The organism is Achromobacter kerstersii (assembly GCF_902859595.1).
GTDB classification, from domain to species: domain Bacteria; phylum Pseudomonadota; class Gammaproteobacteria; order Burkholderiales; family Burkholderiaceae_B; genus Achromobacter; species Achromobacter kerstersii.
This window is the reverse complement of record NZ_CADIJQ010000012.1, coordinates 188,386-200,914: the sequence shown is the minus strand read 5'-3', so window position 1 is coordinate 200,914 and position 12,529 is coordinate 188,386. Positions and strand designations below refer to the sequence as shown.

The following is a 12,529-nucleotide window of genomic DNA, read 5'->3' as shown; positions in this document are numbered from 1 at the left end:
CAATGCTGGCCCCCGAAAAGGCCATCGAACCGATAAGGCCAATCATCAAAAGCTGCTTCTTCATGGTCGAGCTCCTAATCGTACTAAGGATGAGGGTAGCTTTGTAAATATAGTGAGCTTTAACTCACATTTGAAGATTACTTAATCGATGGGTGGCGGTCAACGAAGATTATCTTTTTTTAAATAAATTTCGACGAAATTTTTTATTTAAAGATTATCTGATTGATATTCAATCGGGCTGTTCAATCATGCGCGATTAATACAAAGAAAATGCGCGAAGGCTACGGGTTAATGGTTCGATGTCAGGTCCAATCTTCCAGACGCAGTCCTGGCACGCGAGCGAACTCACGCGTGTTGTTCGTGACAAGAATCAAACCCCGAGAACGCGCGTGCCCGGCAATCATTGCGTCATAAGGTCCGATAGGAGTCCCTGCTCGGGCCAGCTCTGCGCGTAGTTGCCCCGTGCTGTCTGCTGCGGCCAAGTCATAGTCAAGAACATCCAGTCGCGCCAGAAAGCCCTCAACAACGGCTTGATTGCGTGCAACAGCTGCCGATTTTTCGGCGCCATAGGCGAGTTCCATCGCAGTAATTGCGCTGACGCAGAGTTGCGCGTGTCGTTGGTTGAATGCCTGCCGAACCACGTCTGGCTTGTTCTTGATAGTGAAGATGCAGATGTTCGTGTCGAGCATGAACTTGAGCATTACAAGTCCTCGCGCCTTTGATCTGCGGGTTGATCGCGATCATTAGAAAAGTCCGGCGTCACTGAATCGCCGGCAAACCAGGTGTCCCAGGATTCCCCAGCGGGGACCAAGAGTCGCGCGCGGCCGACCGTCACAATATCCACGCGCGTGACGTCGTCAGGAAAAGCGGCTGCTTTAGGCAGCCGCACGGCCTGGCTGCGATTGCTCTTGAAGATGGAGCCTTGTTCCATGTTGATCTCCTGGGGATATACGTATGGGATATGCCATTGTACCGAATAAGTGCTTACCCCTCATGCCCCCGAGATTCAAAAACGGATCAGCTTTTGTTCGCCTCGAATGTAAACATCTGCATGTCGATCCGAGGCGCCGGCTTTCCGTTTACTCCCCCGGAAACGCAGGTTCGGCGCCTGCCTCTTCCAGAAGATCGGCAAGTTCTTCGGCGCCTTTTTCGGTAGCCCAGGCCCAGGCGTTCCAGCCTTCGTTGTCACGCAGGTCTGCTTGGGCGCCACGGGCGAGCAGCAGTTGCGCGATCTTCAGATTGCCGCGCGCCGCGGCAGCCATCAAGGGCGTGCCCCCGTCATCCATGACGGCGTCGACGTCGGCGCCTGCCTCCAGCAGCAGGGCGACCACGGCTTCGCGGTCCCAGCTTGCCGCTTGATGCAGGGCGGTCAGCCCGTGGCCGGCGCGGCTGGATAGGCTGGCGCCGTGCGCGAGCAGGACGCGGGCGGCATCGGCCGCGCCGTCTGTGGCGGCGCAGAACAGCGCGGTGCCGCCGAAGTCGTTGCGGGTGTTCACGGACGCGCCCAGCGCCAGCGCCTGTTCGATGGCCGCGGTGTCGTTCTTGCTTGCCGCGTGCAGGAGTTGTTGGTCTGGAGTCATAGGGGATGTAGATGTCAGGAAAACGGATAGGCGAACGATACACGGTGGTGCGTTACCACGGTGGCGTGTGACCCCGGCGCCAGGCGGCTGGCCCGGTTCGAATCGCGTGGCACAGATCGCGGCGGATCGCAGCGGAACCCCCGCGCCGCCTCCAAAGAAAAGCCGCCTTGCGGCGGCTTCTCTTTCTGAACGGTGGCCGTGTGGGTTACACCCCGATCGGCCCGCCATCGGCACGCTGGATCACCACCGTGGATGAGCGCGGGCGTACCGTGCCTGCGCTTGCAACGGTGGCGTCATCCGTGCCGTATGCCGGCCAGTTCACCGGGTGCTGGATGTTCAGGAAGATGCTGGTGTAGTCCGGCGTGAAGGCGAAACCGGTAACTTCGGCTTCGTTGGGGCCAACGAAGAAGCGGCGCAGGTCGGCCTGGTTGGACGCGTTGATGGCCGGGCCGGTGCCGGTGCTGTCGGCCAGCGATCCGGGGATCACGGCCAGCATCTGGTCGTTGGTGGCGCGGGCCACGTCGTTGTTGCGGCCGCCATCGATGCCGTTGTCGGTTTGAATCCACAGGATGCCGCGGGGGTCGAAGCCCAGGCCGTCGGGGCTGGCCAGCTGGTTCAGCGTGGTCAGGCCCGAGCGGTTGGTGTCGGCGTTGGCGGCGGCGTTCGAACCGAAGACGAAGATGTCCCACTCGAATTGGGTCGAGCCGGCTTCGTCGTGCCAGCGGATGATGTGGCCGTTGACGTTGTTCAGGCGCGGGTTGGGCGGGTTGGTGCCGCTGGTGGCGTTGCGGCTGCTGTTGTTCGTCAGCGTCAGGTAGATGTCGCCGTTGGTCGGGTGCGTGGCCGTCCACTCGGGGCGGTCCATCGGGGTGGCGCCCACGAAGTCGGCGGCGCCGCGCGTGTTGATCAGGATGGCGTCCAGGCTGCCGAATTCATCGGCCAGCGTGCGTCCGCCCGTGCCCTTGGTGGCGCCAATCAACGGCAGCCATTCGCCCGTGCCGTCTTCGTTGAAGCGCGCAACGTAGAGCGTGCCCTTGTCCAGGTACTTGGCGCCCACGGCCAGGCGGTCGGTGCGCTCGGCGTCCTTCGGGTCCCACACGGCTTCGGACACGAAACGGTAGATGTATTCAAAGCGCGAATCGTCGCCGCTGTAGAAGGCCAGCGGCTTGCCGGCTTCGGGCTTGCTGTAGGCGCAGCCTTCGTGGGCGAAGCGGCCCATCGACGTGCGCTTGGTGGCGATGCTGGCGGGGTCGTGGGGGTCGATCTCAACCAGGTAGCCGAAGCCGTTGACTTCATTGCGCCAGTCTTGCGTGGCGCTGGCGCCCGTTTCCGTGACATTGAAACGCGCGAATTCGCCCAGCACTTCCGACGGATCGCCTTGCGCGGTTTCCCATTGGTAGCGGCCGGCGGGGCCTGCGGACACGCCCACGCGGAGCTGGTGCGCAGGGCGCGTGCCGGTGTTCACGAAGCAGGCCGCCCAGTTTTCTTCGGCGGTAATGTAGGTGCCCCACGGCGTGTAGCCGTTGCCGCAGTTGTTGTTGGTGCCGCGCACTTGCGTGCCGTTGGGCGAGAACGGCGTCTTGACCCAGTCGGTGCCGGCGATGGGGCCGGCAATTTTCATGGCGGTGGCCGACGTGAAGCGGCGGTTGAAGCGCGAATTGTTGACGATGTTCCAGCGGCCGTTCTCGCGGCGCACGTGGACGATGGCCACGCCGTGCGCGTTGATTTCCTTGCGCACTTCTTCGGCGGGGCGTTTGCCGGCAACCGTGGTCGGGCCGTTCGGATGCAGCGCAGCCGGGTCGATGTACTCGTGGTTGATGGCGAGCAGGCCTTCGGTGGAGCTGCCTTCGATCGGGAAGAAGTGCATGCCGTCGTGATGCATGCCCATCGAGTTGAGCAGGTCGTTCGACGAGTTGTTGCCGTTCTGGTCCCAGGGCAGGGCGTTGTCGTTCAGCGGCGTGCCCCAGGGCGCGAACACGTGAGCGACGTAGCCGTTGGGCACGACGCAGCCGTCGGTCATCGAGTTGGGCAGCGATTCGAAACCCAGCTTCAGCGCGGCGGGCGGCTCGGTGCCGCCACCGGGCACTTCAGGCGGTTGCGTCGGCGGCGTGCCGCCGCCCGAGATGTCGTCATCGTCGTCGCTGCTGTTACAGCCCGCCAGGCCCAGCGTCGTCATGGTGGCGAAGGCGGCCGCCAGACCGCCACGCATCACCATGCGGCGCGACATGTTCTTTTCCAGAATGTCGCTGAACGGGCTGTTCTGGCTGGGGTTGCGGACGGTCTTGTCGGAAATGGATTTGCTCATTTGGATTCCTGGCTTGGGGGCTGTGCCTTGAAGGGACGAGCAATGCTAGAAGTCGCAAATGAAAGGTTAATGACAGTCAGCTGAATGCGTGGAAGATTTGACGATTAGATTAAGGGCGACGGGCGCGGCGCGCACGGCGCCAAACGATGGCGCGCGCCCAGCAAAAGGCCGACACCGTTTGCACGGGCCGGCCTTTTGTTGGGTGCGCGAGCGAAAGGTTACTTCGCAGCCACCAGCGTTGGGCGCGCGAGTGAAAGGTTACTTCGCAGCCTCTAGCGTTGGGCGCGCGAGCGAAAGGTTGCTTCGCAGCCTCTAGCGTTGGGCGCGCGAGCGAAAGGCTATTTCGCAGCCACCAGCGTTGGGCGCGCGTTTGAAAGGTTACTTCGCAGCCTCTAGCGTTGGGCGCGCGAGTGAAAGGTTACTTCGCAGCCACCAACGGGCAGCCGCCCTGGTTCAGCGGGCGGAACGCGTTGTCGCCGGGGATGGTGCGCAGAATCTTGTAGTAGTCCCAGCGCGCTTTGGATTCCGACGGCTTCTTCACTTCGACCAGGTACATATCGTGCACCAGCCGGCCATCTTCGCGCAGATAGGCATTACGCGCGAACATGTCGTCGATCTTCATGCCGCGAATCTGCTTCATCACCGCATCGCCTTCCAGCTTGCCGCTTTCCTTCACGCCCTTCAGAAAGGTCAGCACCGACGAATACACGCCCGCTTGCGCCATCGTCGGCACGCGGCCCTTCATGCGTTCGGCGTAGCGCTTGCTCCAGTCGCGCGTGCGGTCGTCCATGTCCCAGTAAAAGCCGGTCGTCAGCACCAAGCCTTGCGCCTGGTCCAGCCCCACGCCATCGACATCCGTAATGAACATCAGCAGGCCGGCCAGCTTCTGGCCGCCTTTGATCAGGCCGAATTCATTGGCTTGCTTGATCGCCATGGTGGTGTCGCCCGACGAATTGGCCAGCGCCACGATCTCGGCTTTTGAGGCCTGGGCTTGCAGCAGGAACGACGAAAAATCGTTCGAGGCGCGGGGGTGTTTGACGGCGCCCAAGGTCTGCCCGCCCGCTTGCTTCACGGCGTTTTCCGTGTCGGCCTGCAAGGCGTGGCCGAACGCGTAGTCGGCCGTCAGGAAGTACCACTTCTTGATGCCGGATTCGGTCAGCGCACGGCCAGTGCCGTTGGCCAGTGCGTAGGTGTCGTAGGTCCATTGCGCGGTTGACGCCGAACACGCCTTGCCCGTCAGGTCCGACGTGCCGGCGGTGGATGCCAGGAACGCGATGTTGGCGGTGCGCGTGATCTCTTGCACGGCCAGCGCAACGGAAGACGTCGGTACATCCACGATGGCCTTCACGTTGTCCTGGTCGATCCAGCGGCGTGCGGTGGCCGAACCCACGTCCGCTTTGTTCTGGTGATCGCTGACGATGACTTCGATCTTGCGGCCCAGCACGGTTGGCCCGAAGTCCTCCACCGCCATGCGGGCGGCTTCCACCGAGCCCGGGCCAGACAGGTCGGCGTTCATGCCGGACAGGTCGGTCAGAACACCGATGCGGATGGGCTTGTCGGATTGGGCGTGCGCAGCCGGCAGCGCGAAGGCGCCGGCCACAAGCAGGGCGCTAAGCAGTGGTTTCATGTCTTTCCTCCAGGATGGGTGCCCGTTTTGATCGGGTCTGAATGGCGTATCTAAAAGTGGGAGCTACAAGGTGGCGCTACACCGCCGCAGCGGGGGACAGCAAATGGCACAACAGGAATTGATCGGTCTGCGCGTGCGCGTGTGGGCTCGCGTCGAATTGCGCGTCGATGGCGCGCTTGGTCAGGCGCAGCGCCAGCGTCGGGCAGGCGGCGGCGTCCCGCGCCAGTGCCGTCGCGGCGTGAACGACTTCGCCTTTGGGGGCGACGCCGTCAGCCAGGCCCCACGCTTCAGCCGTGGCGGCATCCAGCTGCAAGTCCGTGAACAGCGCCCGCTTCGCGCGTGCCGGGCCGACCAGGCTGGCCAGGCGCGGCAGCCCGCCCCAGGCTAGCGGCAGCCCCAGGCGCACTTCCGGCAAACGCAGAAACGCATCGGCGCCCAGCACGCGCCAGTCGCACGCCAGCGCCAGCACCGCACCACCGCCCACCGCCGCGCCCTCGATGGCGGCGATGGTCACCTGCGGCAGTTCGCTCCAGGCGCGGCACAGCGCTTCGCCACGCGCCAGCGCGCGTTGCGTGGCCAGGGGGTCGCCCTGCAGCCAGAGCGCAGGGTCTTTCAGGTCGATGCCCGCGCTGAAGATGGCGGGCGTGCCTGTCAGCACCACGGCGCGGATGCGGTCATCGCGCGCCAGTTCGTGCGCGGCGTCGATCAACGCTTCGATAGCCGCCAGATTCAGCGCGTTCGCCTTGCCGCCCCGGTCGTAACGCACCACCGCCACGCCGTCATCGCGCTCGATTGAAACCATGCTCATCCGCTGTCCTTCAGGTTTATTTCGTGGATATACTACCAAGTATGTTGAAAGTCGCAAGACTCCGCGGGGCGTCTGGCAGGGGGTGTGCGGGTAAGTCCGCATCTGCCCGCGCTGGATGGCGGCGGAAAAGTCATGAAAAATAAGCGAAATAACAAAGCGAGGAGACAGTTGATGAACGACGAGGCTCGGGCGGCCGTTCCCGACCGCCAGGCGTGCGTGTTGCGCTATCTGCTGGAAAGCCAGGCGAAAAAGATACCGGACAGAATCTTTGTCCGTTTCCATGGGGGACCCACATGGACCTATGACCAAACGCTGGCGCAGGTTCGCCGCCGCGCGGCCACGCTGCGTCGCGAAGGCGTCAAGCAGGGCGACCGCGTGCTGTGCTGGATGGGCAACGGCCCAGAGCTGCTGACCAACTGGTTCGCCATCAATTACCTGGGCGCGGTGTATGTGCCGCTGAACACCGCTTTGCGCGGCCGGCCGTTGGAGCATGTGCTGGACAACGCGCAGGCGCAGCTGATGCTCGCGCACCGCGCGCTGGTCGGGCGTTTGCAGGATCTGTCGCCGGGGGCGCTTAGCCGCGTGCTGCTGACGGGTGAAGGGGAAGCTCCCCCTGCGGCGCCCGCGGGCGTGTCGTTTGCCGCGCTGGTGGATGCATCGGGCGAACCGGGGGCGGACTTGTTGGCCACCGAAACGCCCATCGAACCCTGGGATACCCAATCCATCATGTACACGTCCGGCACCACCGGGCTGTCCAAGGGCGTCGTCACGTCATACGTGCAGATCTACACCATGGGGCCGGACGCGTTTGACTGCATCACGCCGGATGACCGCTGCATGATCGCGGGCCCTATCTTCCATTGCGGCAGCACGCTGTACGTGTACGCGATGCTGGCCTATGGCGGCTCGATCGCCATGGTGCCGGAGTTCCGTACGGCCGAATTCTGGGACGCCATCCGCGACACCGAGAGCACGGTCGTGCTGCTGCTGGGCGTGATGGCGAACTTTTTGCTCAAGCAGCCGCCATCGCCGCGCGACCACGAGCACACCTTGAAGAAGGCGTTCATCGTGCCCTTCGGCGAAGACGCGCCGGCGTTCAAGACGCGCTTTGGCGTGGACTTGTACACGGTCTACAACATGACCGAAATCGCCAGTCCGTTAAGCGCGGGCCCCGGGCTCACCGAAGCCGGGCGCTGCGGCAAGCCCCGCCCCTGGTTTGAACTGCGCGTGGGCGACGCGCAAGACCGCGCGGTGCCAGACGGCCAGGTGGGCGAACTGCTGATCCGCTCGCATCGGCCCTGGGCGCTGTTCTCGGGCTACTACCGCAACCCCGAGGCCACCGCTGCGTCCATGCGCAACGGCTGGTTCCACACGGGCGACGCGTTCCGGCGCGACGAAGACGGCACGTTCTTTTTCGTGGACCGCCTGAAAGACGTCATCCGCCGGCGGGGCGAGAACATCTCGTCGTTCGAGCTGGAAGGAGAAATCTGCGCGCACCCTGCCGTGCGCGAAGCGGTTGCCGTGGCGGTCCCCAGCGAACATAGCGAAGACGAAGTGCTGGCGGTGGTGACGGCGGTGGACGGTGCGGAAATCGAACCTGGCGCGCTGGTGAACTGGCTGGCCGAACGCGTGCCGCATTACATGGTGCCGCGCTACGTGCGGGTGGTGGAAGAACTGCCGAAGACCGCCAGCGGCAAGCTGCAAAAGCATGTGCTGCGCAGCGAGGGGCTGGCCGATGGCACGTGGGACCGTGACGCGGCGGGGATACGGTTGCGCCGAGAGCGGCTGGCTTGAAGCGGCTGGCTTGAAGCGGCTGGCCAGAAAGCGGCTGGCCAGAAAGCGGCTGACTTGAAACGGTTGGTCGGAAACGGCTGGCCTGAAAGCGATAGCAATAGTGTGCGGCGCGCTTCAACGAGAAGCGCGCCGTGTTGCCTCAGCCGCGTGTGCCCAAGCCCGCGATGATGGTGTGAACCACCTTGCCCGCCAGGATCTCGCGGTCATCGCGCGTTTCGCCCAGGCGCGGGCGATACCACACGGCCAGCCAGTTGATGGCGCCCAGCGCCGCCTTTACCGCCACGGAAACGTCGTCAATAGCCAACGACCCATCTTCCACGCCTTCGTACGCCACGCGCTTGAACAGCGCTTCGAAGTCATCCCGGATGGTCATCAGTTCGGCCAGCGTCTGGCGCTGGGCCGGGGTGGTCGCGCCCAGGCGATGCATATGCACGCCTTGCACCACGACCGTCTCGAACGCCAGGTTCTCCATCATCGACAGCGCGTGGTGCTTGAGCATCAGCGCCAGCCGGTGGGCGGCCGTGCCTTTTTCCTTCATGACTGGGCGCACGGCTTCGAAGTTGCGCCGCATGCCTTCGCGGTGCACGTCGAAGAACAGATCGGTCTTGGACCGGTAGTAGTGGTAGACGCGGCCCTTGGTAGCCCCCAGCCGGCGGGCGACGTCGTCGATGCTGGATGCGTGGAACCCTTGCTCCATGAAGCATTCAGCCGCCGCGGTCAGTAGTTCAATGTTGCCCATGCCGTCATCGCGTGCAGCCGTCACCGTAGGTTCCCCCTTCATGCGCCTTCCTCCATCCATGCGTTACGGCAAAGCGCCAGTTTAGCCAATTGCCCGCCGATACATGGCCGAACCCCTGGCTTGAACGCGTGGTGGGGGGCGGCCTCGTCCGTGTGGCCGAATGGCTGTACAAATCAGAAAACCGAAGTTTATACTACTCGGTATGTTTTTTGCCTTTCAGCCTGCCATCCCCTTCGCATTCGACTCCCAGCAGCCCATGACCACAGACCTTGTTCACGCTCCCGCAAGCCCCCAAGCCCTGGCCGATCAGGTGTCGCAGGAAATCGGCGTATCGGAATGGGTGACCATTTCGCAGGCGCAGGTGGATCTATTTGCCCACGCCACCGATGACCACCAGTTCATCCACGTGGACCCGGCGCGCGCCGCACGCGAAAGCGCCTTTGGCGGGCCCATCGCGCATGGCTTCTTGTCGCTGTCGCTGTTGACGGCCTTGAGCCAGAAAGTGCTGCCCGCGTTCGAGGGCGCCATCGGCATCAACTACGGTTTCGACAAAGTCCGCTTCCTGACGCCAGTGCCGGTGGGCGCGCGCGTGCGGGGCCGCTTCGTGTTGAGCGAATTCACGCCGCGCAACGCGCGAGAATTCACGACCCGGTACGCCGTCACCGTCGAGATCGAGGGCGCCCCGCGCCCCGCGCTGGTGGCCGACTGGATCACCATGACCATTCTTCAAGGATGAACTCCATGAGCATTCGCTTCGATGAACGCGTCGCCATCGTGACGGGCGCCGGCCAAGGCCTGGGCCGCAGCCATGCACTGCAACTGGCCGCGCGCGGCTGCCGGGTTGTGGTCAACGACTTTGGCGGCGCCGCACAAACCGTGGTGGACGAGATCGTGGCCGCAGGCGGCCAGGCCATTGCTGACGACGGCAACGTGTGCGACAGCGCCAACGTGGACGCCATGGTGGCGCGCGCCATGAACGCCTGGGGCCGCGTCGACATCCTGATCAACAACGCCGGCATCCTGCGCGACAAGACCTTCGCCAAGATGAGCGCCGACGACTTCAACGCCGTGATCGACGTGCACCTGCTGGGCTCGGCGAATTGCGCGCGCGCCGTGTGGCCGATCATGCGCGAGCAGCGCTACGGCCGCATCCTGATGACGACCTCCACGTCTGGCATGTACGGCAACTTCGGCCAGTCGAACTACGGCGCGGCGAAGGCGGGCGTTGTGGGCTTGATGAACGTGCTGCACCTGGAAGGGCAAAAGCACGGCATCCACGTCAACGCACTGGTGCCTACCGCCGCCACCCGCATGACGGCCGAGATGTTTGATGCCGATGCGCTGCGGGCGCTGGACCCGGCGTTCGTTACCCCCGCCGCTTTGTTCCTGGTGGGCGAGGGCGCGCCCAGCCGCACGGCGTTGCTGGCGGGCGCGGGCACCTACGCGCGCCTGGCCATCGTCGAAAGCGAGGGCATGTATTTCCCCGAAGGCGAACGCACGCCGGAGAACATCGCTGCGAATTTTGACGAGATCGCCAGCCTGTCCCGCCACATCGAACCGCCCGAAGGCCTGGCGCATGTGGCGCGCATCTTGAAGCGCGCACAGGAGGCTGCATGAGCGAGCACGCCCAACCCCAACGCGCCGCGCCGCACGTGCGCGCCGACTATCCTCGCCTGCTGCCGATGACCACGCGGCTGCGCGATATCGATGTCTACGGCCACATGAATAACGTGGTCTACAACGAGTACTTTGATACGGCGGTCAACCAGACACTCGTCGAGCTGGGCGTGCTGGACCTGGAAAAGAGCGACGTGATTGGCCTGGTGGTGCACAGCCAGACGTCGTACTTCCGCCCGGTGTCATTCCCCGACCGAGTCGTGCTGGGCCTGCGCGTGGGCCGCCTGGGCCGCACTAGCGTGACGTATGAATTCGCGTTGTTCCGCGGCGACGACGACAGCGCCGCCGCCCAAGGCAGCTACACGCACGCCTATGTCGACCGCGCCAGCAGCCGGCCCGTCGAATTGCCGCCGGCCTTGCGGCGCGCGCTGGAACCGCTGGTGCGCGCCTCGGCCTGAACGCCGCTTCGGGAGCGACTGTGATCGACCACACCCTGCCTCGCGTCACGTACTCGAACATCCATACCGACTTTTCAGCGGTGCACAACGTGCTGGACCAGCGCCTGCCCGATTTTGAATCTCGCATGCTGGGCCTGGATTACCGCCATCGCTTCGATGGCCGCGCGGTGGCGGGCGAGCCGTTGCAGGAATCGTATTCGCCGATAGATCACTGGCTGCTGATCGGCCGCTTTCCCAGCGCGGGCGCAGACACCGTCGACCAGGCCATCGCCTGCGCCCGCCACGCGCAGCCGGCGTGGGCCGGGCAAGGCTGGACGGCGCGCATCGCCGTGTTGCGGCGTTTGGCGATGGTGCTGTCTGAACGCAAGTACGACTTTGCCATGGCGACGATGATCGAGATAGGTAAGTCGCGCATGGAAGCGCTGGGCGAAGCCGAAGAAGCGGTGGACCTGATCCGCTATTACTGCGATCAGGCCGAACGCAGCGACGGCTATCGCCAGCCGCTTGCGCGCGCCTTCGACAATGAAAGCACGCACGATGTGTTGCGCCCTTATGGCGTCTTCGCCGTGATTGCGCCCTTCAATTTTCCCTTGGCTTTGTCGGTCAACATGGTGTGCGCGGCCTTGCTGGCGGGCAATGCGGTCGTCTACAAACCGTCGCCCCGCGCCGCCTTGACGGGCGCGCTGCTGCTCACCGCCTGCGATGCGGCGGGCGTGCCGCCGGGTTGCGTGAATGGCGTATTCGGCGGCGCGCAGACCGGTGCGATGCTGGCGCATCACGCGGACGTGGATGGTTATGCCTTCACCGGCAGCCTGGAAGTGGGCATGGACTTGCTGCAAACCGTGGCCCAAGGCCGCCATGCGCGGCCCGTGATTGCTGAGATGGGCGGCAAGAACCCCACCTATGTCACGGCCAGCGCCGATCTGGATGTGGCCGTGCAAGGCGTTGTGCGATCGGCCTTTGGGCTGCAAGGGCAAAAGTGTTCGGCGGGCTCGAAGGTCTATGCGCACACGTCCGTGCACGACGCCTTCCTGGAACGGCTGTGCGCCGCGACCGAAGCCGTGTCGGTGGGCGACCCGCGCGACCGCAGCGTGTTCATGGGGCCGCTGATCGATGAAGCCGCCTGGCGGCGCTACCGCACGGCGTGCGAAGACGTCAGCGCCGCGGGCCGGCTGCTGGCCGGGGGGCGCCGATTGAGCGCGGGCGAACTGGCCTATGGCCACTACGTGCGTCCTGCGGTGGCGGCCGGATTGCCCTCTGATCACCGCTTGAATCGCAAGGAACTCTTCCTGCCCTTCGTCTCCGTGCTGCCGTTTACCGACCTGCATGCCGCTATCGACGACGGCAACAACGTCGACTACGGCCTGACGGCGGGCTGCTACGCGCAAGAGCAGGACGAGATCGACCTGTTCCTGAATCGCGCCCAAGCCGGCGCGCTGTACGTGAACCGGGCCAGCGGCGCGACGACCGGCGCGTGGCCGGGCATCCAGACGTTTTGCGGCTGGAAGGGTTCAGGCATGACCGGCAAGGGCGGCCTGGGGCCGTACTACGTCGCCCAATTCGCACGTGAACAAAGCCACACCGTCTGGCATCGCTAAGTC

Annotated in this window: 12 protein-coding genes; 5 read left to right on the top strand and 7 right to left on the bottom strand. The window is 64.3% G+C overall.

Features of this window, described 5'->3' with window-relative positions; translation table 11 throughout:
* Positions 1-302 precede the first annotated feature (302 nt).
* From vapC to HV765_RS27530, 6 genes are all read right to left on the bottom strand, one after another.
* Complete coding sequence (gene vapC / locus HV765_RS27555; RefSeq protein WP_175171609.1) at positions 303-701, bottom strand: type II toxin-antitoxin system tRNA(fMet)-specific endonuclease VapC; 399 nt, start codon at positions 699-701, stop codon at positions 303-305.
* Positions 701-931, bottom strand: a complete 231-nt coding sequence (vapB, locus tag HV765_RS27550) for a type II toxin-antitoxin system VapB family antitoxin (RefSeq protein ID WP_175171608.1) — start codon at positions 929-931, stop codon at positions 701-703. The genes vapC and vapB overlap by 1 nt, the downstream gene beginning before the upstream one ends.
* Before the next feature lie 148 nt (positions 932-1,079).
* The gene (locus HV765_RS27545) at positions 1,080-1,580 is read right to left on the bottom strand and encodes an ankyrin repeat domain-containing protein (protein WP_175171607.1); all 501 of its coding nucleotides are present in this window, start codon (positions 1,578-1,580) and stop codon (positions 1,080-1,082) included.
* A 205-nt stretch (positions 1,581-1,785) separates the two neighbouring features.
* Positions 1,786-3,885 (bottom strand): PhoX family protein, encoded by a 2,100-nt coding sequence (locus tag HV765_RS27540; RefSeq protein WP_175171606.1) that lies wholly within the window; start codon positions 3,883-3,885, stop codon positions 1,786-1,788.
* 418 nt (positions 3,886-4,303) lie between these two features.
* A complete protein-coding gene (locus tag HV765_RS27535; RefSeq protein ID WP_054426942.1) occupies positions 4,304-5,512 on the bottom strand; it encodes an ABC transporter substrate-binding protein in 1,209 nt (402 codons plus the stop codon).
* A gap of 76 nt (positions 5,513-5,588) precedes the next feature.
* Complete coding sequence (locus tag HV765_RS27530; protein ID WP_175171605.1) at positions 5,589-6,320, bottom strand: enoyl-CoA hydratase/isomerase family protein; 732 nt, start codon at positions 6,318-6,320, stop codon at positions 5,589-5,591.
* A gap of 171 nt (positions 6,321-6,491) precedes the next feature.
* Between HV765_RS27530 and HV765_RS27525 the strand changes: the two genes are divergently transcribed.
* Positions 6,492-8,114, top strand: a complete 1,623-nt coding sequence (locus HV765_RS27525; protein WP_175171604.1) for an AMP-binding protein — start codon at positions 6,492-6,494, stop codon at positions 8,112-8,114.
* A gap of 139 nt (positions 8,115-8,253) precedes the next feature.
* On the opposite strand, the gene HV765_RS27520 is transcribed toward HV765_RS27525, so the two are convergent.
* Positions 8,254-8,895, bottom strand: a complete 642-nt coding sequence (locus HV765_RS27520) for a TetR/AcrR family transcriptional regulator (RefSeq protein WP_054426947.1) — start codon at positions 8,893-8,895, stop codon at positions 8,254-8,256.
* Positions 8,896-9,109: 214 nt separating this feature from the next.
* On the opposite strand from HV765_RS27520, the gene HV765_RS27515 reads away from it, so the two are divergent.
* The 4 genes from HV765_RS27515 to HV765_RS27500 are packed head-to-tail and all read left to right on the top strand — an operon-like array spanning position 9,110 to position 12,526.
* On the top strand, positions 9,110-9,589 hold the full coding sequence (locus HV765_RS27515; RefSeq protein WP_175171603.1) for a MaoC family dehydratase: 480 nt from the start codon (positions 9,110-9,112) through the stop codon (positions 9,587-9,589).
* Positions 9,590-9,594: 5 nt separating this feature from the next.
* Complete coding sequence (locus tag HV765_RS27510) at positions 9,595-10,470, top strand: SDR family NAD(P)-dependent oxidoreductase (RefSeq protein WP_175171602.1); 876 nt, start codon at positions 9,595-9,597, stop codon at positions 10,468-10,470.
* On the top strand, positions 10,467-10,928 hold the full coding sequence (locus HV765_RS27505) for an acyl-CoA thioesterase (RefSeq protein WP_175171601.1): 462 nt from the start codon (positions 10,467-10,469) through the stop codon (positions 10,926-10,928). Before HV765_RS27510 ends, HV765_RS27505 begins: the two co-directional genes overlap by 4 nt.
* Before the next feature lie 20 nt (positions 10,929-10,948).
* Complete coding sequence (locus HV765_RS27500) at positions 10,949-12,526, top strand: aldehyde dehydrogenase family protein (RefSeq protein ID WP_175171600.1); 1,578 nt, start codon at positions 10,949-10,951, stop codon at positions 12,524-12,526.
* The last annotated feature ends 3 nt before the right edge of the window (positions 12,527-12,529 follow it).

Coding starts and splice junctions, on each gene's coding strand:
- HV765_RS27505 (WP_175171601.1), top strand. CDS start 10,467: ATGAGCGAGCACGCCCAACCCCAACGCGCCGCGCCGCACGTGCGCGCC.
- HV765_RS27520 (WP_054426947.1), bottom strand. CDS start 8,895: ATGAAGGGGGAACCTACGGTGACGGCTGCACGCGATGACGGCATGGGC.
- HV765_RS27510 (WP_175171602.1), top strand. CDS start 9,595: ATGAGCATTCGCTTCGATGAACGCGTCGCCATCGTGACGGGCGCCGGC.
- HV765_RS27535 (WP_054426942.1), bottom strand. CDS start 5,512: ATGAAACCACTGCTTAGCGCCCTGCTTGTGGCCGGCGCCTTCGCGCTG.
- HV765_RS27540 (WP_175171606.1), bottom strand. CDS start 3,885: ATGAGCAAATCCATTTCCGACAAGACCGTCCGCAACCCCAGCCAGAAC.
- HV765_RS27545 (WP_175171607.1), bottom strand. CDS start 1,580: ATGACTCCAGACCAACAACTCCTGCACGCGGCAAGCAAGAACGACACC.
- HV765_RS27525 (WP_175171604.1), top strand. CDS start 6,492: ATGAACGACGAGGCTCGGGCGGCCGTTCCCGACCGCCAGGCGTGCGTG.
- vapC (WP_175171609.1), bottom strand. CDS start 701: ATGCTCAAGTTCATGCTCGACACGAACATCTGCATCTTCACTATCAAG.
- HV765_RS27515 (WP_175171603.1), top strand. CDS start 9,110: ATGACCACAGACCTTGTTCACGCTCCCGCAAGCCCCCAAGCCCTGGCC.
- vapB (WP_175171608.1), bottom strand. CDS start 931: ATGGAACAAGGCTCCATCTTCAAGAGCAATCGCAGCCAGGCCGTGCGG.
- HV765_RS27530 (WP_175171605.1), bottom strand. CDS start 6,320: ATGAGCATGGTTTCAATCGAGCGCGATGACGGCGTGGCGGTGGTGCGT.